This window comes from Mesorhizobium sp. M4B.F.Ca.ET.089.01.1.1, from assembly GCF_004022605.1.
GTDB lineage: Bacteria > Pseudomonadota > Alphaproteobacteria > Rhizobiales > Rhizobiaceae > Mesorhizobium > Mesorhizobium abyssinicae.
Window position 1 is genome coordinate 1 of record NZ_RZOS01000029.1, and the last position, 19626, is coordinate 19626.

Consider the following 19626-nt stretch of genomic DNA (forward strand, 5'->3'; position numbering starts at 1 on the left):
CCGTTGATGATCCGGGTCTTGCCGCCGTTGCGGGCGACGACGCGGATCGTCTCGGCGTCGTCGAGGATCTGGGAGATCAGCATGATGAACCCTCTCTCTTTTGCCTTGGCCCGGCCGCCGATCGGCAGACCTTGACCGTCGCGGCCCGGAACGGTTCCGCGCCACGGTTGAAACTGTTCGTCCGGATTGCGCTCGCGAGCCCCGGTCCTCAGGGACTTCTTGGCGCCGGCGGGTTGCCGGCAGCATCGCGATCTAGACCCGTATGCCTCCTGCCTTCCTCGCCTGGAGCGGTCCGGCCTTGAGCTGCCGACCCGCTCCCAATATTTTGTCTCTGCGCAATCCCGAGGGAAAACCGCTATGCGCTTTTCCCGGAATTGCTCCTGTCAGGCCTTGTTCTTGTTGTAGACGTCGAAGATCACGGCGCCGAGCAGCACCAGGCCCTTGACCACCTGCTGCCAGTCGACATTGACGCCCATGATCGACATGCCGTTGTTCATGACGCCCATGATGAAGCCGCCGACCACGGCGCCGATGACCTGTCCGACGCCACCCATCGCCGAGGCGCCGCCGATGAAGACGGCCGCGATGACGTCGAGCTCGCTGCCGAGGCCGGCGGCGGGCACCGCCTGGCCGAGGCGCGCCGCGATGATCAGGCCGCCGAGCGCCGACAGCACGCCCATGTTGATGAACACCAGCAGCGTCAGCCGCTCGGTGTTGATGCCCGAGAGCTGCGCCGCCTTGGCGTTGCCGCCCATCGCATAGATGCGGCGGCCGATGGTCATGCGCTTGGTGACGAAGACGAACAGCGAGATCAGCACGCCCATCACCAGCAGCACCACCGGCAGGCCCCTGTAGCTCGCGAACTGGACGACCAGGAACAGCGCCAGTGCGCTGCCGACCAGGGTCTTGATGACGAACAGCGGGAAGGGTTCGGCCTCATAGCCGTGACGCTCACGCTTGCGGCGGGCTCGCAGCCCGAAATAGGCATAGGCCAGCACCGCGATCAGCCCGAGCACGATCGTCGTCATGTGCAGCGTAAGGCCGCTGCCGAGGATGGTCTTGCCGGCGGCATTCACCGTCGGCGGGATCAGCGTCAGCGGACCGATCACGTCGGGAATGAAGCCTGAGCTCAACGCCTTGAAGCTGTCGGGAAGCGGGCCGACCGAGGAGCCGCCGCCCAGCAGCGCCTGGCAGATGCCGCGGAAGATCAGCATGCCCGCCAGCGTCACGATGAAGCTCGGTATCCGGTGATAGGCGATCCAGTAGCCTTGCGCCGCGCCTATGGCGCCGCCGACGATCAGGCAGACGATTGACACCACCAGCGGATTGCTGAGCGGGCCGAGCGGCCAGATGACCATCATCATCGCCGCCAGCGCCCCGATGAAGCCCGCCACCGAACCGACGCTGAGGTCGATGTGGCCGGACACGATGACCAAGAGCATGCCCAGCGCCATCACGATGATGAACGAGTTCTGCTGCACAAGGTTCGAGAGGTTGACCGGTTTGAACAACGTCCCCGACGTCGTGTACTGGAAGAACAGCATGATGACGATCAGCGCGATGATCAGGCCGTATTCGCGCAGGTTCGTCGTCAGCGCCGAGACGGGGATGCGCGGACCCTGCTTGACGTCTTCGGCTGCGCCGCTCTGCGGCGCGGGAGCGCTTTCAGTGCTCATGATGCTTTTTTTCCTTCTCCGCGAACGATGGCGCGCATGATCTTTTCCTGGCTGGCGTCGCTTGCCGCCATTTCGCCGACCATTCGCCCTTCGTTCATGACATAGATGCGGTCGGTGATGCCGAGCAGCTCCGGCATTTCCGACGAGATGACGATGATCGCCTTACCCTCGGCGGCGAGACGGGCGATGATCGTATAGATTTCGTACTTGGCGCCGACGTCGATGCCGCGCGTCGGCTCGTCGAGGATCAGCAGTTCCGGGTCCGCGAACAGCCATTTCGACAGCACCACCTTCTGCTGGTTGCCGCCCGAAAGATTGCCGGTCAGCTGATAGACGCTGGACGCGCGGATATTGGTCTTCTTGCGATAGTCGTTGGCGACGCTCATTTCGCGCATGTCGTCGATGACGCCGCGGCTCGAGACGCCGCCCAGATTGGCCAAAGTCACATTGTGCTTGATATGGTCGATCAGGTTGAGACCGTAGGTCTTGCGGTCCTCGGTGACATAGGCGATGCGGTTCTCCACCGCCTTGCTCACCGACGAAATGTCGATCGGCTTGCCTTCGAGCAAAACCTCGCCGGTGATGTGCCGGCCATAGGAGCGCCCGAACAGGCTCATCGCGAATTCGGTGCGGCCGGCGCCCATCAGCCCCGCGATGCCGACCACTTCGCCCTTGCGCACATTGAGGTTGACGTTCTTGATCACCTGCCGCTCGGCGTGGATCGGATGGTAGACCGACCAGTCCTTGACCTCGAAGACGACCTCGCCGATCTGCGGCTCGCGCGGCGGATAGCGGTCGTCGAGCGAGCGGCCGACCATCGAGGTGATGATGCGGTCTTCGCTGATGTCTTTCCTGGGCAAGGTCTCGATGGTGCGTCCGTCGCGGATCACCGTGACCTTGTCGGCGACCCGGTTCACCTCGTTCAGCTTGTGAGAGATCAGGATCGAGGTCATGCCCTGGCGCTTGAACTCGAGCAGAAGGTCGAGCAGCGCCTGGCTGTCCTTTTCGCTGAGCGAAGCCGTCGGTTCGTCGAGGATCAGCAACTTCACTTCTTTGCTCAGCGCCTTGGCGATCTCGACCAGCTGCTGCTTGCCGACGCCGATATTTGTGATGAGCGTCTTGGGGTCTTCCTTAAGGCCGACCTTGTCGAGCAGCGCCTTGGTGCGCTTCTCGTTGGCGTTCCAGTCGATGACGCCATAGGTCGCGTGCTCGTTGCCGAGGAAGATGTTCTCCGCGATCGAGAGCATCGGCACCAGGGCGAGCTCCTGGTGGATGATGACGATGCCGATGTGCTCGCTGTCATGGATGCCCTTGAAGTGGCATTCCTGGCCGCGAAAGACGATGTCGCCCTCATAGGTGCCGGACGGATAGACCCCCGACAGCACCTTCATCAAGGTCGATTTGCCGGCGCCGTTCTCGCCGACGATGGCGTGGATCTCTCCTTCCTCGACGCTGAGGTTGACGTTCGACAGCGCCTTCACGCCGGGGAACGTCTTGGTGATGTCGCGCATCTCCAAAATCGTCGAGGTCATCGGGAAATAAACTCCTACCAGGTCGGCAAAAACAATACCGGTCCCGCTGGTTAACGAAAAGGGGCCCTGCGTTGCGCAGGACCCCTGTCTTTGCAACCGAAATTACTTCAGTTCGTCGGCCTTGATGTAGCCGGAATCGACGACCTGCGCCTGGTAGTTCGACTTGTCGACGTCATGCGGCGTCAGCAGGATCGAGGGAACGACCTTGACGTCGTTGTTGTAGGTCTTTTCGTCGAGGCCGTCCGGCTTGCCGCCGGAGAGCACCTTGTCGACCAGCTGCACGGTGGCCTTGGCCAGTTCGCGGGTGTCCTTGAACACGGTCGAGTACTGCTCGCCCGAGATAATCAGCTTGACCGAGGCGGTCTCGGCGTCCTGGCCAGTCACGATCGGCCAGGGCTGAGCGTCGGTGCCGTAGCCGACGGCGCGCAGCGAGGCGGTGATGCCGCGCGACAGGCCGTCATAGGGCGACAGAACGCCATCGACGCGGCTGCCGTCCGAGTAGTTGGCCGAGAGCAGGTTGTCCATGCGCGCCTGGGCGGTGGCGGCGAGCCAGCGCAGCGTGCCGACCTTGTCCATGCCGGTCTGGCCGGACTTGATCTTGATCGAGCCGTCGTCGATCAGCGGCTGCAGGACGGAGATGGCGCCGTTGTAGAAGAAGAAGGCGTTGTTGTCGTCCGGCGAGCCGCCGAACAGCTCGACGTTCCACGGCTTGGTGTTCGGGAAGCGCTCCTTGAGACCCTTGACCAGGGAATTAGCCTGGATCACGCCGACGCCGAAATTGTCGAAGGTGGTGTAGTAGTCGACGTTGGCGGTCTTCTTGATCAGGCGGTCATAGGCGACGACGACGACGCCGGCGTCGTTGGCCTTCTGCAGCGCGTCGGCCATGGTGGTGCCGTCGATCGAGGCGATGATCAGCGCCTTCGGGCCCTTGGTGATTTCGTTTTCCAGCTGGCTGAGCTGGTTCGGAATGTCGTCCTGCGCGTACTGCAGGTCGACGGTGTAGCCGAGAGCCTCGAGCTGCGACTTGACGGCATCGCCGTCATTGATCCAGCGCTGCGAGGTCTTGGTCGGCATCAGCACGCCGACAAGGCCTTCGCCGGCATGCGCCGGCAGCGTCATGGCCGCGATGCCAAGGGCCGCCACGGCGGCCAGTGTCTTGATGATTTTCACAGTAACTCTCCCTGGTTGATGGACGCGACACCTCGGGGCTTCGCGGGCCGCGCAGGCGAGCAGAAGCGCAAGCTGCGCTGCTGTCGTCTATCGATCTCCGGTATCCTCCCAATCGGCCCCGCGACGCTGATTTCGATCGACACGATCTCCCTCGTCATCGACCGTCATGCCACGGGACGCGCGAAGGGTGTGTCCCTTTGACATAACTGTCAAATGCGATCTTTGATGGTTGCTATACCGAAACTGGTATATAGCGAAAGTCGACGAAGGCGTCGCGGGAGCGGAGACAAAGCATGGCGGCACTGCGCAATCCTGATGGCGTATCAGGCACTTACGACGAACTTCCGGGCGACGGCGAAACGCTTCTGCGCAGCGGGCTCAGCCTGCGCCACATGCGCATGATCGCAGCGCTTGACGATCACGGCCGGGTAAGCGCCGCCGCCCAGGTGATGAACATCTCACAGCCGGCCGCCTCGCGCATGATTTCGGAGATGGAGGCGGTGCTCGACGTCAAGCTTTGCGAGCGGCTGCCGCGCGGCATCACGTTGACGCCTTACGGCAAGGCGCTGGCCAGGCGCGCGCGCTCGATCCTGCTCGAGATGCGCGAGGCCGACCGAGAGATCTCCGAGCTCAAGGCAGGCAAGGGCGGGTCGGTGTTCCTGGGCGCGGTGACGGCGCCGGCGATCGAGCTGGCGGTGCCGGCGATTCGCGAAATCCGCCGCCTCTATCCGCGCATCGAGATCACCATGCAGGTCGAGACCTCGAATGTGCTGGCACGCGAGTTGATCGCGTCGCGCCACGACTTCATCATCGCGCGCATTCCCGACGACCTCAATCCGCGCCTGTTCGAATCGCGCGTCATCGGCGTCGAGAAGGCCTGCCTGATCGTGCGTCGCGGCCACCCGCTGAGCAAGGGCAAGGCGGTGCGGCTCGAGGAGACCGCCGCTTACGACTGGGTCTTCCAGTCCGGCGGCTCGCCGCTGCGCCAGGCGATGGAAAGCAATTTCCTGAACCGCAACATCGCGCTCCCGGACCGCATCCTCAACACCAGCTCGCTGCTGCTCACTCTGGTCATGGTGGCGCAGTCCGACGCCATCGCGCCGGTGTCGATTCAGGTAGCGAAATTCATCCAGAATCCCGAAGGGCTGGCCGGCGCCATCGACGTCGTCCAGACCGAGTTCGACATCGAGGTCCGGCCCTACAGCCTGATCACGGCGAAGAACCGCGTGCTGTCGCCGGCAGCCAAGATGCTGCACGATTTCATCCTGCGCGAAGTGGGATGACGGCCGCTGGCGCAGTCGCTACGGCGCTGGGGTGACCCGCCCCGGCCGCCGACGGCGCCATCCTCCCTCGCGCATGTTCAAAACCCAAAATCCACCCTTTACAAGTCGCGGGCCCGGATTCCAACGTTGCGTCGGGGTGGGGGCTCTCCAGCGATGGCTTTCAAGAAACTGCGAATCCTGCTCGGCCTGAAGGCCGACCCAAACGCAATTCCGGCGCATGCCAGGATCGGCCGCCACTCCAAGAGCCTGGACGGGCATTCGTTCTTCAACTGCACCGAACAGTCGCCGGTCGAAATCGGCTCGTTCTGCGCGATCGCTCCCGGCGTCCGCTTCTTCTGCCAGGCAAACCACCCGACGGACACGGCGGCGAACTACGCGCTGCAGCACCAGCTATTCAAGACCAGGTCGACCTTCGAATATCTGCGCACGAACGGCCCGATCAAGCTCGGCCATGATGTCTGGATCGGCACCGACGCCATCGTCCTGTCCGGCGTCACCATCGGCGACGGCGCCGTGATTGCCGCCCGCAGCGTGGTGGCCAGGGACGTTCCGCCCTACGCCATCGTCGGCGGCAATCCGGCAAGAATCATCAAATACCGGTTCCCGGACCGGACGATCGCCGCCATGCAGAAAATCCGCTGGTGGGACTGGCCGACCGAAAGGCTGATGCGGGAGAAGGCGGCCTTCGACCTGCCGGCCGAACAATTCGTCGCGCGGTTCCTGGCGCCTCCCTCGCCGTAGAGCGCCCCTCTCGGGGAACCGTGCTCGCGCGAGTGTAACACACCGATCGGAAGATTGATGAGCGATGCCTAATGTTAACCATCCTGATCTAGCGTAGACGCCCGCGAGACAAACGCGAGAACGAGAACACAGGATGAAAACCGATCTGCCGCCCGTAAAGCCTGGATGGACGTTGAAGACCATGGCGGTTGGGCTCTTCGCCGCCATCCTGACGGCGTTGCCCGCGAAGGCCGAGACGGTCGGCGACAATCCCGGTGGCCAGATCATAAGCTTCGCGCTGCACGTCGCCGAATTGCGCGCCGCCGACGAGCAGGTGAGCTTTGAAGGGGCGTGCGACAGCGCCTGCACGCTTTATCTGTCGCTGCCCGTCGAGCAGCTTTGCGTGAGCCCGCGTGCCTCCTTCGGCTTCCATCTGCCTTACGGCGTCGGCGGCCGGCAGAACGCGGCCGCCGCCAACTATCTGATCTCGCAATATCCCGACTGGGTCCGGCAATGGATCGAGGAACATGGCGGCCTGTCGCACACCATAGTGCGGATGGAGGCCGACGAGGTGGCAAAGCACCTGCCCCTGTGCGGGGTGCTGGCAAACAGCCAGCGGCCCGCCGCGGGATATGGCAAGTTTCATGCAAGCTGATTGATTTTTGCTGGAGCGGGTAGCGGGAATCGAACCCGCGCGTTCAGCTTGGGAAGCTGACAGGCTACCATTACATCATACCCGCGCGGCGCCCTCGTTACCATGAGGGCCGGGCATCGGGCAATCGCCAAAGCCGCGCCCTGACGACAACAGCGCTTTTGACGCCGGCGCCGCGCGTGCTAGAAGCGCGTGCGCTTTGCGAATCGGCGGCTGTTCACCTGCCATCGCAAGCACGGCGCGAGGGTGGGGACCCGGCTTGGAATTCAGCATACGCAAGAGAAAACGGGCCTCCGGGACCAGGAAGATATTTGCGCCGGAAGATTTCAAATTCCTGCTGCAGCTTCCTGCCTTCGCGATTGTTTCCTGTCTTGTTCCTGAGCGGGGATGGCAAGCGGTTTGCCGGTCCATGGAGCGGCTCGGGAGCGCATCGTTCGCCGCACAGGACAGCCGGGTCCTGCAGACCCTTCGTTCGTTCGGACTGGCCGGCGATGACGATCTGCGCCGCGTCCGCGCGACGCGCCACGAGCATCATATACAGATCATGCGCGAGCGGCTCGGTGGGTGGAACCCGGCCATTGCGCTGCAAGGCATCGAGCATCTCGAAGCCGCGCAAAATGCAGGCCATGGCGCGGTGCTGTGGATCGCGCATTTCAGCTTCAATGCGCTGGCGGCGAAGATCGCCTTCGCCAGGGCCGGGTTCGAGGTGTTTCACGTCAGCCGGCCAGAGCATGGCTTCACCAAGTCGCGTTTCGGCATCCGCTTCCTGAACCCGATCAGGATTGGCGCGGAGCTGAGATACGCCGCCGGCCGCGTCGTCATCGACCGCGCCGACCCAGCTGCCAGCATGAACGAGGCCCGTCGGTTGCCTCGCGCCAACAAGTTCGTTTCAATAACCGCCGGAGCCTGGGAGGGCGAAGTGCTGGTCACGGCGCGAATAGGCGAATCGGGCATCGAAGTGGCCAGCGGTGCGCCCCGGCTGGCCAAGATCGCCGGCGCTCCGCTGTTGCCGGTCTTTGTCGGGCGCGACGACAGCACCGGCCAACTGCACGTGGTCGTCGAGCGGCCGATCGATCTCGCCCGCCATCGGGACAAGGCCGATATGATCCAAGGCGCCGCGCAGGAGTTTGCAGATCGGCATCTGCCCTATTTGCAAAGCTGGCCGCACCAGTGGCGCGACTGGGAGAAACTGACGGCGTTCATCCCGCGCTGACGATCGAGAGCTCATGCCGCTATTCAGCATTCTCATAACCGACGATCGGAGCGCTGACCTTCCCGAACGGGTCAGCGAGAACATCCGCTCGTTCAAGGCCGCCCATCCGGGCGAGGAGCATGTCCTGTTCGGGGAAGCGGAATTGAGTGAGTTCATCGCGGCGCATTTCGACGCCGAGGTGCTGTCGGCTTTCCGCACCCTGCGTCCCTACACCTACAAGGCAGACCTCGCCAAATACTGCCTGCTCTACGAACGGGGCGGCGTCTACGCCGACCTTTCCTATGAATTCCTGCGCGGCGTTCCGCGCGACCAGGGCCGCCTGTCGGTGTTTCGCGACTTCCTGAGCTCGACGCCATGGGACACCAGCCTCGGCGTGGTCGCCGCCCCCATGCGCCACCGGGCCATGGCCAAGGCCATCGAGCTGGTCTGCGCCAATGTCAAACGCGAATATTACGGCCCGACCGCCTTGTGCCCGACCGGCCCGACGCTGTTCGGCAAGGCCATCGCCATGACCTGCGATCCGGAGGACCTCATTGTCGGAGAAGCGGTCAAGTTGACGCTGCCACCAGGCCAAGCCGGGCAGAAGCCGAGCCATTGCCTTCGGCACGGCAAGGAACTGGTGGCGATCAAACGCAAGCGGGGTGGCGGCCCGGTGTCGGAGCTCGGCATCGGCGGCGGCAACCGCTACAACCGGCTCTGGCGCTACCGGGAAGTCTATCGCGAACGGCCGCCATGGGCCCGCATCTTGCGCTGGCGGTTTTGGTGAGCCTGGCCGTTGCCGGCATCCGGCCGGCTTGATGCCGGACGGGCAAGTGCGTATTTCTGGGATCGACCCCCCGAATCGGGGCGGCCGAAACGTGGAGACGGAACTTGTCCGCACTGACGCGCTTTCTCGGTGACTCACCGCTCCGGGTGCTGATCAAGCTGCTTGTAGTCTCGTTCCTCGTCGGCCTTGTGATGCACGCCTTCGGCTGGTCGCCGATGGACGTCTACTACGGCATCCGCCAGTTCTTCCTCGACCTGTGGAATCTCGGCTTCCATGCCATCGACCGTTTCCTCGGCTACATCCTCTTGGGCGCGGCGATCGTCGTGCCGGTCTTCATCCTGCTCAGGATAGCCAGCTACAGGAAGTGATCTCAGGCCAAGCCTGACGCCACCTCGAACAGGATGGCGTGGCGCGCGGCAAGCGCCGGCACGTCCGTCGAATAGCCGCCGCCGATGACACCGCAGACCGGCATGCCGAGCCGGCGAAAATGGCGGATCACCATCGTATCGCGGGCGCGCAGGCCGTCGTCGCTGAGCGACAGCCGGCCCAGCCTGTCCTCGGCATGGACGTCGACGCCGGCATTGTAGAAGACGATGTCCCAGCGCGCTCTGGCCGACAGGTCCGGCAGGATGCCGCCGAGCCTGTCGAGATAGGCCGCGTCGCCGGTGCCGTCGGGCAGCGCGACGTCGAGATCCGAGGCGATCTTGCGCACCGGATAGTTGCGCTCGCCATGCATGGAAAAGGTGAACGCGCGAGGTTCATCTTTCAGGATATCGGCCGTGCCGTCGCCCTGATGCACGTCGAGATCGACGATCAGGATGTTTCTAGCGGCACCTTCGGCGAGCAGCACCAGCGAGGCGACGGCGACGTCGTTGAAGGTGCAGAAGCCGGCGCCCTGCGCGCGCCGCGCATGGTGGCTGCCGCCGGCGGCGTTGCAGGCGATGCCATGCCTCAGCGCCAGCCGCGCCGCCAGCACCGTGCCGCCGGCGGCAAGCTGCGCCCTGAGCGAAACCCGCGGACCGACCGGAAAGCCGATCTCGCGCTCGATCCTTTCCGGCACCTGGCAGGCCAGGACCTGGTCTACATAGTCGGCCGTGTGCGCCAGCTTCAGCCACGATGCCGGCGCCGGCTCGGGCATGGCGAGCGCGTCGCGGCTCGCCAGTCCGCGCGCCTCCAGCGCCTGCATCAGCAGCGGGTACTTGCTCATCGGGAAGCGGTGGTTGACGGCGAAACCGGCGTCATAGCCGGGGTGGTGGACGATCTGCAGCGGCATGCCAGCTCCGGGAATCGGTTGGCCGACGCCGGATCGTGATTGCGCGGCACCGGCAAACTGGGGCACATCGGTCGTCCGATCAAGCCGCCCTGAGGACCAGGTCCTGGATCAGCTATCGACATCGGCCGCCGGCCGGTCTTTCGCCGTAACCAACCGCTCGGTGCTTGCCATCGCCGTGCCGATGACGCTTGCCTATCTGACGACGCCGCTGCTCGGCATCGTCGATACGGCGGTGGTCGGCCAGTTCGGCGACGCCGCCCTGCTCGGCGGCCTGGCGGCGGGCGCGCTTGCCTTCGACGTCGTCTTCACCACCTTCAATTTCCTGCGCTCCGGCACCACCGGCCTCGTCGCCCAGGCGTTCGGGCGCGGCGACGCACTGGAAGAGCAGGCGGTGCTCTGGCGCGCCGTGCTGATCGCCATCGTCGCCGGCATCGTGCTCGCCGCGCTTGCGCCGGTGATCGCCATTGGCGGGCAAAAGTTCATGGGCGCCGAGCCGCGCGTCAGCGAAGCGATGGCTGTTTATGTCCATATCAGGCTGCTCGCCGCGCCCTTCTCGCTGATCAACTACGCCATCCTCGGCTACGTGCTCGGGCGCGGCGAGGGCGGGCTTGGCCTGATGCTGCAGGCGGTGTTGAACGGCATCAACATCGCGCTTTGCTTCCTGCTCGGCCTGAAGCTCGGCTGGGGCGTCGCCGGCGTTGCCTGGGCGACCGTCACCGGCGAGTTCCTTGCCATGCTGCTCGGCCTCGCCATCATCCTGCGTCGTTTCCGGAGGTTGGAGCGCCCCTCGCGCCAGCGCATCCTCGACCTGCCGGCCTACCGGCGCATGCTGTCGCTCAACCGCGACATCATGATCCGCTCCTTCTCGCTGCTCGCCGCCTTCGCGCTGTTCACCCGCCAGGGCGCGCAGTTCGGCACGGTGACGCTGGCTGCCAACGCGGTGCTGATGAACTTCTTCCTCATCGCCGGCTACTTCCTCGACGGCTTCGCCACCGCCGCCGAACAGCTCGCCGGCCGCGCCATCGGCGCGGGCGCCGAAACGCCCTTCCGGCAAGCAGTGCGGCTGACCCTGTTTTGGGGTTTCGGCCTGTCGGGCGTCGCCACGCTCGTGCTGCTGCTGGCCGGTGTCGATCTGGTCGGCCTGATCACGACATCGCCCGAGGTCCGCTCGGTTGCCGATACCTATCTGCCCTGGGCGGCGTTCACCGCGCTCAGCGGCGTGCTGGCGTTCCAGATGGACGGCGTCTTCATCGGCGCCACCTGGTCGCGCGACATGCGCAACATGATGCTGTTGTCGTTCCTTGCCTTCAGCGCCGCGCTGCTCACCCTGGCGCCGACCTTCGGCAACAGCGGGCTCTGGGCGTCGCTGCACGTCTTCCTGCTGGTGCGCGGCGTGAGCCTGCTTATGGTTCTGCGGGTGCGGGCGCGGACTGCGTTTTAGGTAGTGCCGCCGCTCGGGATCAGGATCCGTTGACGCCGGGAGAGGTGACTGCTGGCGAGGACAATGTACCTAGAGGCCAGTGAGCAATTTCTTGAGCAGGGCGTTGAGAGTCTCCTGCTCCGACGCCGTCAGCACGGAGATCAATTGCTCTTCTAGCGGCCACCATTGGACCAATCAAATCGTCTATCGCACGCTTGCCACCGGTCGTTATGGCAATTTGCTTGCCGCGCCGGTCCTTGGGATCGGGGCGTCGTTCAACCAGCCCGGCGCGCTCCAGCGCCTGAGCGGCGTCAGCACATCAAACTCACCTACATTCAGGCCTGATTCCGAAAGCAGCGGGTTCAGGTGATCGCGCGCGGCGGACATCGAGCAGACGACCTACCATTTCAGGCAACACCGGAAGGTCGGGGGCGCTCGCGAGCCCATTGCTTTGCCGCGGCCTCGGCACGACCCATTCGAATATTCTCTCAACAAGATGTATCTTGACATCGAGATACATTGCATCTACTAACTTTACATCAAGACAATAGCGCAGGGCGCGGCAATGGAGAAAGCGATGTCCAGAATGATTTTCGTGAACCTGCCTGTGCGTGACCTGGCGGCGTCGACGGCGTTCTACGTGGCTCTAGGTGGCACCGTAAACCCGCAGTTTTCGGGCGAGAAATCTACCTCGCTCATGTTCTCGGACGCGATCGGGGTGATGCTGCTGAGCCATGACCACTATCGCGAATTCACCAAGCGCCCTATCGGCGACGCGCGGCGTGACAGTCAGGCAATGATCGCCCTCACGGTCGACGACCGCGCCGCCGTCGATGCAACGCTGACCAGCGCGGTTGCGGCGGGCGGTCGCGCCGATCCCAACCCGGCACAGGATCTTGGCTTCATGTATAACCGCCACATTGAAGACCCAGATGGCTATGTTTGGGAGATCGTATGGATGAATCCGGCAGCCTGAACGCGGAAGGGCAACGTGATGAGAGATGACATAAAGGTGTGGGCGCACGGGTAGCGCCATGGCCTTCTAATAAGCCTTGACGGCCCAATGATCCAGGCGGCTGTCGCGCAACTCGCGCAGCGAACTCAGTCCTTCGCGCTCCACAAACCGCGCCATGCCGGCAACGATGCGCCCCGGCAGTGAAGGCCCGGCATAGATCATGCCGGTATAGAGCTGTACCAGATCGGCGCCGGCGCGGATCTTTTCCAACGCTGTCTCCGTGGAATCGACGCCCCCGACGCCGATGATCGCCATCTCGGGACCGACGAGCTTGCGCATGCGTGCAAGGACAGCGGTCGAGCGCTCGAACAGCGGCTTGCCGGACAGCCCGCCGGCCTCGCCGGCGACGGTCGCGCTCCGCAGCCCCGTCCGCGCCAGCGTGGTGTTCGAGACGATGACGCCGTCGATCCTTTTCTCGGCGACCTCGGCGGCGATGTCTTCCAGTTCCGCTTCGACCAGATCCGGCGCGATCTTGAGGAAGACCGGCGGCGTTGCCGCAGCCGACGCCCGCGCCGCCATGACGCGCGACAGAAGCTCGCCGAGCTGCTCGCGCGCCTGCATGTTGCGCAGGCCCGGCGTGTTCGGCGAGGAGATGTTGACCGTGAGATATGTGGCATGGGGCGCGAAGCGGGCGACGCCGCGCTCATAGTCAGCGATGCGGTCGGCGCTGTCCTTGTTGGCGCCGATGTTGACGCCGACGATGCCAAGGCGACCCTTTCGGGCTGCAAGGCGCTTCTCGGCCGCCTCATGGCCCTCATTGTTGAAGCCCAGCCGGTTGATAACCGCTTCGTCGGCCGTCAGCCGGAAGATGCGCGGCTTCGGATTGCCCGTCTGCGCCAGCGGCGTGACGGTGCCGACCTCGGCGAAGCCGAAGCAGAGGCCGAGCAGCGCGTCCGGCACTTCGGCATTCTTGTCGTAGCCCGCCGCCATGCCGAGCGGGTTCGGGAAATCGAGGCCTGCGACGCGCAGCTTCAGCCGCTCGTCGCGCGGCGGGCGCGAGGTGACCGGCAGGCCACATCTCAACGCGGCGATCGACAGGCCATGCGCCGTTTCCGGATCGAGCGTGAACAGAACCTTTTGGCCGATCCGGTCGAGCACGCTCATTCGGCCTCCAGCGCGGGAAACTCGTGCCGGCCGTCGGCACCGAGCGGCAAGGGGCGGACCCAAAGCACTGCCGAGAGATCGAGCGGCGCATAGAGATGCGGGAACAGCGCGCCGCCGCGCGACACCTCGTATTTCAGCGCTTCGCCGAGGCGCTCGCCATCGATGGCGACAAGCAGCAGGCCGGTCTGGCCGGCAAAATGCTTCGCCGCCGTCTCCCGCAGCTGATCGGCGGTCGAGAAATGGATGAAGCCGTCGGCGATGTCGATCGGCGCGCCGGTGAAGCGGCCGCTTCTCTCGGCCTCGCGCCAGAGCGCTTCGGGCGCGATCTTGTAGATAAACTGAGACATGGCTGCGCTATAGTCCGAACGAACCGCGCGGGAAAGGGTGCAGGCAAGGTCCGGAAAGATGTTGCACGGCTTTTCCGGCGGGAGCCTGCGTCGAGGCAAGGAACCACTCTTCCCCACTTCCGGCGCAAACCTATGGTAGAGTGCGCCTACTGGCTCATGGAGGACAACATGCGTCCGCAGCATATACTGATCCCCGCGGCACTTTTCTCGCTGGTCGCCGCGTCGGCCTTTTCCGAGGAAACCGACCGCTACCGGCTGGAAAAGTCGGCCAACGGCTATGTCCGCATGGACACCCAGACCGGCGCCATGTCGATCTGCGAAGAGCGCTCCGGCCAGCTCGTCTGCAAGACGGCGGCCGACGAACGCGCCGCCTACCAGGACGAGATCGACAAGTTGCAGGCGTCGGTCAAGGCATTGGACGAGCGTGTCGCCAAGCTTGAGAACTCGCTTTCCGCCCGGCTCGAATCGCAACTGCCGAGCGAAGAGGATTTCAACAAGACGATGGGCTACATGGAGCAGTTCTTCCGGACGTTTAAGGACATCGTCAAGGACATGGACAAGGAGAGCGGCGACGACGGCGCCAGGCTCAACCAGCAAAAGACCTGAACTCCAAAGCGCTTCGCCTGAATCCGTTTCAGCGACGCGCCTTGTGTCCGCAAAAGGATGATTTGCAGACCTTCGACTGAATGGCCCCTACGCGTGGCGCCTCTCAAGGCTGGCGTCATCAGCCCGAGGGCGCACGGGTGAGAATGGAAGCATGCAGGTCGGTTCGACCTGAAATCTGGATCCGGCGCTAGGGTTGGGCATCTCAGGATGGTTCGCGTGTGTCGCGACGAACGACTGGGACGAAGAGCTACTTCACGATACGTTCCTGCATCAACAATAGCGCTTGGTCGTGTCCATACCGGGGTCGCGGCCGGTCGGGTGCAGAGATAGAACTCGTCGCTCGTAGTCCGCATGACGCCGGGGTCGCCTTCATAGACATACTCCTTGAGGCTGGCGATGTATTAACCGCCGGGCTTGCGACGTCACTTAGCATCGTACACAGAAGCGATGGCCATATATTTCCTCTCACAAATGTAAGCGGTTGAAAGATATTTAAGACCAACAGGAGGATTGGAAAATTCATATTGGCGTTTCAGGTATTTGCACTCGTCCTCTGAAACTAACACCTTGGGCGGGAAACCATTTTCATGATTGCCGACTACTACAGTGCCGTCAAAATTTAACAGAAGGGTAATTAAAAGAAACCGTTCCATCGCTATCTCCTAGTCTCCCTTGGTCAGGGCCGCAGAATTTCGCGATGCGGGAATCCGCTTTTGCAGCCATTTGCGCTGCCAAAAGAAGAGCGAGCGCGATGATGAGCTTGGTGCGATCCATGTCGCTCTCCGTCCCATCCGGTGCTGCTGGGATCGCTTGGAAGCGACGGTCGAATGGGCTAGGGTTAGGAAGCGCGCCAGGTGGGTGAAATGTCCCGAAAGGCTCCTGAAATTGACCCGAAACCTGCCGAAACGATCACGTTTGGCGGTTTTGTTTTCCTGACCAGAAACAGCGAACTCCGAACGGTCGAAGGCAAAGCGGTCGATCTCCGCAGCCAGTCCGCCGAGGTGCTCTCCGTGCTCGCGGCGCGACCGGGCGAGATCGTGTCCAAGGATGCGCTGATGCAGGCGATTTGGCCCGATACCTTCGTGACCGACGACAGCCTTATCCAATGCATTGCCGATATCCGCCGCGCATTGGCGGACGACGCGCATGCGATCGTGGAAACCCTCCCCAGGAGAGGCTACCGGCTGAATGCCCATCCGTCGGATGCAACCGACCTAGACGCCGCGGCCGTCAAGGAGCGAGCCAAGACACGTCTTTCGCGACGCGGGGTCATCCTTGCTGCGATCGTTCTCGTCGCGGCGGCGATCGGCGCATACTACGGCGCGGAAGCATGGCGAGCCGCTCCGGTTCGATCGAGCGACATGCCGAGAATTGCGATCCTTCCCTTCGACGACTTCAGTGCCGGAGCGGACAAGGGATATCTCAGCGATGCCGTCGCCGAGGGGATCATCACCGAACTTGCGCGGAGCAAGACCTATGCCGTCATCGCCCGGAACTCGAGTTTCAGGTACCGAGGGAAGCCCACCGACACCAGGCAGATTGGCGATGAACTCGGCGTCGACTACCTGCTGGAAGGGAGCCAGCAGAAGATCGGAGAACGGCTGAAAGTGGCCGCCCAGTTGTTGGATGCGCATGACGGATCGCTTGTCTGGGCCAACACCTACAACGGGGAGATTGGCGATCTTTTCGTCGTCCAGGAGAAGATCATCCGCACGCTTGCGGATCGGGTCGGACGGAGGATCGAGCGCCCCCTGCCACAGAGCGGTGCCGCCAAGGTCAGCGCGCTGCACTATCACCTGATGGGGATTGCCAAGATCCGAGAGGATTTCTCGGCCGCGAGGAACGAACTGTATCGGCAACTGAACCTCAAGGCGATCGAAGAGGATCCGAACTCGCAGTTCGGCTATATCGGGCTGGCCTGGTCCTATCGCAACGATGCGATGTTCGGCTGGAACGAACAGGACCGTGACGAGGCGTTGAAGCGCGCGGCCGAATACGCCGACAAGGCCATCCTGCTCGCCCCTGATGACGCTGAAGCGCATAATATCCGAGCCAGCATCCATACCGAAGCCGGCGAGGTCGAGTAGGCCCTTGCCCGGTACGATCAGGCAATCGCCCTGAACCCCAGCAATTCGGATATCCTGGTCCGCAGCACGGATCTGCTGCTCTATGTTGGCCATACAGACGAAGCGATCGATCGGATCAAGCAGGCCATGGGCATCGATCCCTTCTACCCGGACGATTTCAACTGGCAGATGGGCTGGGCGCTCTGGGAAAAGAACGATTGCGGGGCCGCGCTGGCGGCGATGCGGAAAATGTCCAGAATCCCGAGCGGCGCACACCGAATGCTTGCGGGCATCCACGCTTGTCTGGGAAACAAGCGAGAGGCAAAGGAAGCGCTTGCGGTTTTCCTCCAGAACACTCCCGACGAATCCATCAGTAAGGAGCGCAGGGAGTGGGAGAAGATATGGACCGCGCCCGGAAGCCTCGACCGCTGGATCGGACAGATGCGACTCGCGGGCTTGCCGGAGGAGTGATGGCTGACCGTACGCGGCCTGGCCGGGCGGCCGAGCAGTGTCCAGGAAAACTCGGATCGCGACCTTGGCTGCGCCAACGCAAATGTGTTTCCGTCAAAACTGAACCGCCCTGGGAAAAACCCGCGCGCGGCCTTTGCCGCTTGAAAACGGCCAATATCGCCGCATAATCGGCCAGATCCCGTAAAAACAGACAAGCATGGGATTCGGGGAGGACTATTTGCCGTCGGGTTACACCTTCGTCATCGCCGACGACCATCCGCTTTTTCGCGGCGCGCTGAAAGCGGCGCTTGTCGGCGTCGGTGACGTCGCCGCTATCCACGAGGCTGGGGATTTCGAAAGCGCCAAGGCGCTGGTCGTGGCCAATGAAGACATCGATCTGGTGCTGCTCGACCTGTCGATGCCGGGCGCCAGCGGCCTGTCCGGCCTGATCTCGCTGCGCGGCGTTCATCCGGCCGTGCCGCTGATCGTGGTCTCGGCGCATGACGATCCGGTGACGATCCGCCGCGCACTCGACCTCGGCGCCTCCGGCTTCATCTCCAAATCGGCCAGCATGGAGGAAATCCGCCGTGCCGTGCAGGCGGTGCTGGCCGGCGATATCGCGGCGCCCGTCGGCATCGATCTCGGCGTCGAGCGCGATCCCGAGATCTCTGACCTGATCAAGCGCCTGCAGGCGTTGACGCCGCAGCAGACGCGTGTGCTCGGCATGCTGGCCGAAGGCCTGCTCAACAAGCAGATCGCCTATGAGCTCGGCGTCTCCGAGGCGACGATCAAGGCGCATGTCTCGGCCATCCTGCAGAAGCTCGGCGTCGACAGCCGCACCCAGGCGGTGATCCAGCTCTCCCGGATCGGCGGCGACCCGCTGCAACCTGCGAGCTGATTGGCGGGCGCCTGCCGTCGAAGCAGCATCAGCTGCTTGTACCGAGGCTTGTTCAACTGAGCCGCACGGACAGCTCGACATCGTCGCCGAAGGGGGTGGAGATGTAGCCCGATGCCGGCGAGCGCACGCGCTCCAGATATTCGGGTGAGAGGTCGGCATTGTCGGCGATGACCAGCGCGCCCGGTTTCAACCGGCTCTCGACCAGGCTCAAGATTTCCGGATAGAGCGCCTTGGCGCCATCCAGCAATAGAAGGTCTATCGCGTCGGGCAGGTCGGCGCTCAGCGTCTGCAACGCATCGCCCTCGCGGATTTCCACCAGGTCGATGAGGCCGCCCTCGGTCAGATTGGCCTTGGCGCGGACCACCTTGGACGGCTCGAACTCGGTCGTGATCAGGCGGCCGCCGCCATTGTCCCTGAGCGCCGCGGCAAGATAGAGCGTCGAGATGCCGAACGAGGTGCCGAACTCGATGATGACGCGCGCGCCGCTGCTGCGTGCCAGCATGTAAAGCAGCGTGCCGGTTTCCGGCGAAACAGCGAGCCACAAATCCCTCAGCCGCCCGTAGAGATCGACATACTCGGTCTTGCTGCGCAGCAGGCGTTCCCGCTCGTCGTGCGAGATGCCGGCCATTGCCGGGCTGGTTGCGGTCTCGGCTTCCTTGAACAGGCGGGCAAGCAGGGGTGCAAGCGGGGCGTTTGTGAGCGTGATCATCGAAGTCTCCAATCGAAAATGGCTGTGTTCTTGTGTTGTGCTGAAAATACGAATAATCCTTCAGGTTTCCAATTCGCATTACCCGGCCGCGCCATGACCGAACGCTCAAGCCATTCTATTTCCTCGCGAAAGCAGCCCAAGCAGGCTCGCGCGACGGAGCTTGTTTCGGCGATCCTGGAGGCTGCTGTTCAGGTTCTGGCGAGTGAGGGCGCCCAGCGCTTCACCACCACGCGCGTGGCAGAAAGGGCCGGCGTGAGCGTCGGCTCGCTTTACCAATATTTCCCCAACAAGGCCGCGCTGCTGTTCAGGCTGCAGAGCGATGAATGGCGGCAGACGGGCGGTTTGCTGCGCACCATATTGGAGGACGACAAGCGGCCGCCGCTGGAGCGGATGCGCACGCTGGTCCATGCCTTTATCCGCTCGGAGTGCGAGGAAGCTGCCGTGCGCGTGGCACTCAATGACGCCGCCCCACTCTACCGCGACGCGCCCGAGGCGCACGAGGCAAGGGCCTCGGGTGAGCGCACCGTCCAGGCCTTCCTGCGCGAAGTTCTGCCCGGGACCCCGCAAGCAACCCAGGACCTGGCCGGCGATCTGATCACGATGACGTTGAGCGCGGCGGGAAAGGATTTTTCGGCAAGCCCGCGCACCGACGCGGAGATCGAAGCCTACGCCGATGCCATGGCCGACATGTTCTGCGCCTACATCGCAAGCCTTGGACACCGCTGA

22 protein-coding genes and 1 tRNA gene are annotated in these 19626 nt (G+C 63.6%); 13 read left to right on the plus strand and 10 right to left on the minus strand.

Annotated elements, in window-relative coordinates:
* Nucleotides 1–383: 383 nt before the first annotated feature.
* The 3 genes from mmsB to chvE all read right to left on the minus strand — a co-directional run bounded on the left by mmsB (nt 384) and on the right by chvE (nt 4378).
* Nucleotides 384–1676, minus strand: coding sequence for a multiple monosaccharide ABC transporter permease (gene mmsB, locus EN780_RS05115; RefSeq protein WP_128272424.1), 1293 nt, complete (start codon nt 1674–1676; stop codon nt 384–386).
* Complete coding sequence (gene mmsA / locus EN780_RS05120) at nt 1673–3208, minus strand: multiple monosaccharide ABC transporter ATP-binding protein (protein ID WP_127286059.1); 1536 nt, start codon at nt 3206–3208, stop codon at nt 1673–1675. Before mmsA ends, mmsB begins: the two co-directional genes overlap by 4 nt.
* 102 nt (nt 3209–3310) lie before the next feature.
* Nucleotides 3311–4378: a multiple monosaccharide ABC transporter substrate-binding protein gene (gene chvE / locus EN780_RS05125; protein ID WP_127286060.1), complete on the minus strand. Its 1068-nt coding sequence runs from the start codon at nt 4376–4378 to the stop codon at nt 3311–3313.
* A 293-nt stretch (nt 4379–4671) separates the two neighbouring features.
* On the opposite strand from chvE, the gene EN780_RS05130 reads away from it, so the two are divergent.
* The 3 genes from EN780_RS05130 to EN780_RS05140 all read left to right on the plus strand — a co-directional run bounded on the left by EN780_RS05130 (nt 4672) and on the right by EN780_RS05140 (nt 7036).
* On the plus strand, nt 4672–5661 hold the full coding sequence (locus EN780_RS05130) for a LysR family transcriptional regulator (RefSeq protein WP_128272426.1): 990 nt from the start codon (nt 4672–4674) through the stop codon (nt 5659–5661).
* Nucleotides 5662–5814: 153 nt separating this feature from the next.
* Nucleotides 5815–6402 carry a CatB-related O-acetyltransferase gene (locus EN780_RS05135; RefSeq protein WP_128272428.1) on the plus strand — a complete coding sequence of 196 codons (588 nt, stop codon included), beginning with the start codon at nt 5815–5817 and terminating at the stop codon, nt 6400–6402.
* 133 nt (nt 6403–6535) lie between these two features.
* Entirely contained in the window at nt 6536–7036 is a 501-nt protein-coding gene (locus EN780_RS05140) for a hypothetical protein (protein WP_128272429.1), read from the plus strand.
* An 11-nt stretch (nt 7037–7047) separates the two neighbouring features.
* Here EN780_RS05140 and EN780_RS05145 read toward each other — a convergent pair.
* Nucleotides 7048–7121, minus strand: a tRNA-Gly gene (locus EN780_RS05145).
* 111 nt (nt 7122–7232) lie between these two features.
* Here EN780_RS05145 and EN780_RS05150 point away from each other — a divergent pair.
* The 3 genes from EN780_RS05150 to EN780_RS05160 all read left to right on the plus strand — a co-directional run bounded on the left by EN780_RS05150 (nt 7233) and on the right by EN780_RS05160 (nt 9380).
* Complete coding sequence (locus tag EN780_RS05150; RefSeq protein WP_128272431.1) at nt 7233–8246, plus strand: hypothetical protein; 1014 nt, start codon at nt 7233–7235, stop codon at nt 8244–8246.
* A gap of 13 nt (nt 8247–8259) precedes the next feature.
* Entirely contained in the window at nt 8260–9012 is a 753-nt protein-coding gene (locus EN780_RS05155; RefSeq protein WP_127286065.1) for a glycosyltransferase, read from the plus strand.
* 104 nt (nt 9013–9116) lie between these two features.
* On the plus strand, nt 9117–9380 hold the full coding sequence (locus EN780_RS05160) for a DUF6460 domain-containing protein (protein ID WP_127286066.1): 264 nt from the start codon (nt 9117–9119) through the stop codon (nt 9378–9380).
* Nucleotides 9381–9382: 2 nt separating this feature from the next.
* Here EN780_RS05160 and EN780_RS05165 read toward each other — a convergent pair whose 3' ends face one another.
* Nucleotides 9383–10285, minus strand: coding sequence for a histone deacetylase (locus EN780_RS05165; RefSeq protein WP_128272433.1), 903 nt, complete (start codon nt 10283–10285; stop codon nt 9383–9385).
* Nucleotides 10286–10388: 103 nt separating this feature from the next.
* On the opposite strand from EN780_RS05165, the gene EN780_RS05170 reads away from it, so the two are divergent.
* Nucleotides 10389–11726 carry an MATE family efflux transporter gene (locus EN780_RS05170; protein ID WP_189556396.1) on the plus strand — a complete coding sequence of 446 codons (1338 nt, stop codon included), beginning with the start codon at nt 10389–10391 and terminating at the stop codon, nt 11724–11726.
* A 556-nt stretch (nt 11727–12282) separates the two neighbouring features.
* Nucleotides 12283–12681 carry a VOC family protein gene (locus EN780_RS05180; RefSeq protein ID WP_126056576.1) on the plus strand — a complete coding sequence of 133 codons (399 nt, stop codon included), beginning with the start codon at nt 12283–12285 and terminating at the stop codon, nt 12679–12681.
* Nucleotides 12682–12747: 66 nt separating this feature from the next.
* Here EN780_RS05180 and EN780_RS05185 read toward each other — a convergent pair whose 3' ends face one another.
* The gene (locus EN780_RS05185; protein ID WP_127282416.1) at nt 12748–13824 is read right to left on the minus strand and encodes a quinone-dependent dihydroorotate dehydrogenase; all 1077 of its coding nucleotides are present in this window, start codon (nt 13822–13824) and stop codon (nt 12748–12750) included.
* Nucleotides 13821–14171, minus strand: coding sequence for a DUF952 domain-containing protein (locus tag EN780_RS05190; protein ID WP_128272437.1), 351 nt, complete (start codon nt 14169–14171; stop codon nt 13821–13823). The genes EN780_RS05185 and EN780_RS05190 overlap by 4 nt, the downstream gene beginning before the upstream one ends.
* 168 nt (nt 14172–14339) lie before the next feature.
* Here EN780_RS05190 and EN780_RS05195 point away from each other — a divergent pair, with 168 nt between their 5' ends.
* Nucleotides 14340–14777 (plus strand): hypothetical protein, encoded by a 438-nt coding sequence (locus EN780_RS05195; protein WP_127282418.1) that lies wholly within the window; start codon nt 14340–14342, stop codon nt 14775–14777.
* A gap of 422 nt (nt 14778–15199) precedes the next feature.
* Here the strand turns inward: EN780_RS05195 and EN780_RS38710 are convergent, their stop codons facing one another.
* Entirely contained in the window at nt 15200–15430 is a 231-nt protein-coding gene (locus EN780_RS38710) for a hypothetical protein (protein WP_189556392.1), read from the minus strand.
* Nucleotides 15390–15551, minus strand: a complete 162-nt coding sequence (locus EN780_RS38715) for a hypothetical protein (RefSeq protein ID WP_189556394.1) — start codon at nt 15549–15551, stop codon at nt 15390–15392. Before EN780_RS38715 ends, EN780_RS38710 begins: the two co-directional genes overlap by 41 nt.
* Before the next feature lie 89 nt (nt 15552–15640).
* Between EN780_RS38715 and EN780_RS05200 the strand changes: the two genes are divergently transcribed.
* From EN780_RS05200 to EN780_RS05210, 3 genes are all read left to right on the plus strand, one after another.
* Complete coding sequence (locus EN780_RS05200) at nt 15641–16864, plus strand: winged helix-turn-helix domain-containing protein (RefSeq protein WP_245499881.1); 1224 nt, start codon at nt 15641–15643, stop codon at nt 16862–16864.
* Between the two features lie 126 nt (nt 16865–16990).
* A complete protein-coding gene (locus tag EN780_RS05205) occupies nt 16991–17314 on the plus strand; it encodes a hypothetical protein (RefSeq protein ID WP_128272441.1) in 324 nt (107 codons plus the stop codon).
* Nucleotides 17315–17531: 217 nt separating this feature from the next.
* A complete protein-coding gene (locus EN780_RS05210; protein ID WP_127393032.1) occupies nt 17532–18191 on the plus strand; it encodes a response regulator transcription factor in 660 nt (219 codons plus the stop codon).
* A 52-nt stretch (nt 18192–18243) separates the two neighbouring features.
* On the opposite strand, the gene EN780_RS05215 is transcribed toward EN780_RS05210, so the two are convergent.
* On the minus strand, nt 18244–18900 hold the full coding sequence (locus tag EN780_RS05215; protein WP_127282422.1) for an O-methyltransferase: 657 nt from the start codon (nt 18898–18900) through the stop codon (nt 18244–18246).
* A 93-nt stretch (nt 18901–18993) separates the two neighbouring features.
* Between EN780_RS05215 and EN780_RS05220 the strand changes: the two genes are divergently transcribed.
* Entirely contained in the window at nt 18994–19626 is a 633-nt protein-coding gene (locus tag EN780_RS05220; RefSeq protein ID WP_128272451.1) for a TetR family transcriptional regulator, read from the plus strand.

Excerpts from the sequence above, each read along its gene's own strand:
- mmsB (WP_128272424.1), bottom strand. The coding sequence starts at position 1,676 with ATGAGCACTGAAAGCGCTCCCGCGCCGCAGAGCGGCGCAGCCGAAGAC.
- mmsA (WP_127286059.1), bottom strand. The coding sequence starts at position 3,208 with ATGACCTCGACGATTTTGGAGATGCGCGACATCACCAAGACGTTCCCC.
- EN780_RS05130 (WP_128272426.1), top strand. The coding sequence starts at position 4,672 with ATGGCGGCACTGCGCAATCCTGATGGCGTATCAGGCACTTACGACGAA.
- EN780_RS05135 (WP_128272428.1), top strand. The coding sequence starts at position 5,815 with ATGGCTTTCAAGAAACTGCGAATCCTGCTCGGCCTGAAGGCCGACCCA.
- EN780_RS05140 (WP_128272429.1), top strand. The coding sequence starts at position 6,536 with ATGAAAACCGATCTGCCGCCCGTAAAGCCTGGATGGACGTTGAAGACC.
- EN780_RS05155 (WP_127286065.1), top strand. The coding sequence starts at position 8,260 with ATGCCGCTATTCAGCATTCTCATAACCGACGATCGGAGCGCTGACCTT.
- EN780_RS05165 (WP_128272433.1), bottom strand. The coding sequence starts at position 10,285 with ATGCCGCTGCAGATCGTCCACCACCCCGGCTATGACGCCGGTTTCGCC.
- EN780_RS05180 (WP_126056576.1), top strand. The coding sequence starts at position 12,283 with ATGTCCAGAATGATTTTCGTGAACCTGCCTGTGCGTGACCTGGCGGCG.
- EN780_RS05185 (WP_127282416.1), bottom strand. The coding sequence starts at position 13,824 with ATGAGCGTGCTCGACCGGATCGGCCAAAAGGTTCTGTTCACGCTCGAT.
- EN780_RS05190 (WP_128272437.1), bottom strand. The coding sequence starts at position 14,171 with ATGTCTCAGTTTATCTACAAGATCGCGCCCGAAGCGCTCTGGCGCGAG.
- EN780_RS05195 (WP_127282418.1), top strand. The coding sequence starts at position 14,340 with ATGCGTCCGCAGCATATACTGATCCCCGCGGCACTTTTCTCGCTGGTC.
- EN780_RS38710 (WP_189556392.1), bottom strand. The coding sequence starts at position 15,430 with ATGGAACGGTTTCTTTTAATTACCCTTCTGTTAAATTTTGACGGCACT.
- EN780_RS38715 (WP_189556394.1), bottom strand. The coding sequence starts at position 15,551 with ATGGATCGCACCAAGCTCATCATCGCGCTCGCTCTTCTTTTGGCAGCG.
- EN780_RS05200 (WP_245499881.1), top strand. The coding sequence starts at position 15,641 with ATGTCCCGAAAGGCTCCTGAAATTGACCCGAAACCTGCCGAAACGATC.
- EN780_RS05205 (WP_128272441.1), top strand. The coding sequence starts at position 16,991 with ATGGGCATCGATCCCTTCTACCCGGACGATTTCAACTGGCAGATGGGC.
- EN780_RS05215 (WP_127282422.1), bottom strand. The coding sequence starts at position 18,900 with ATGATCACGCTCACAAACGCCCCGCTTGCACCCCTGCTTGCCCGCCTG.
- EN780_RS05220 (WP_128272451.1), top strand. The coding sequence starts at position 18,994 with ATGACCGAACGCTCAAGCCATTCTATTTCCTCGCGAAAGCAGCCCAAG.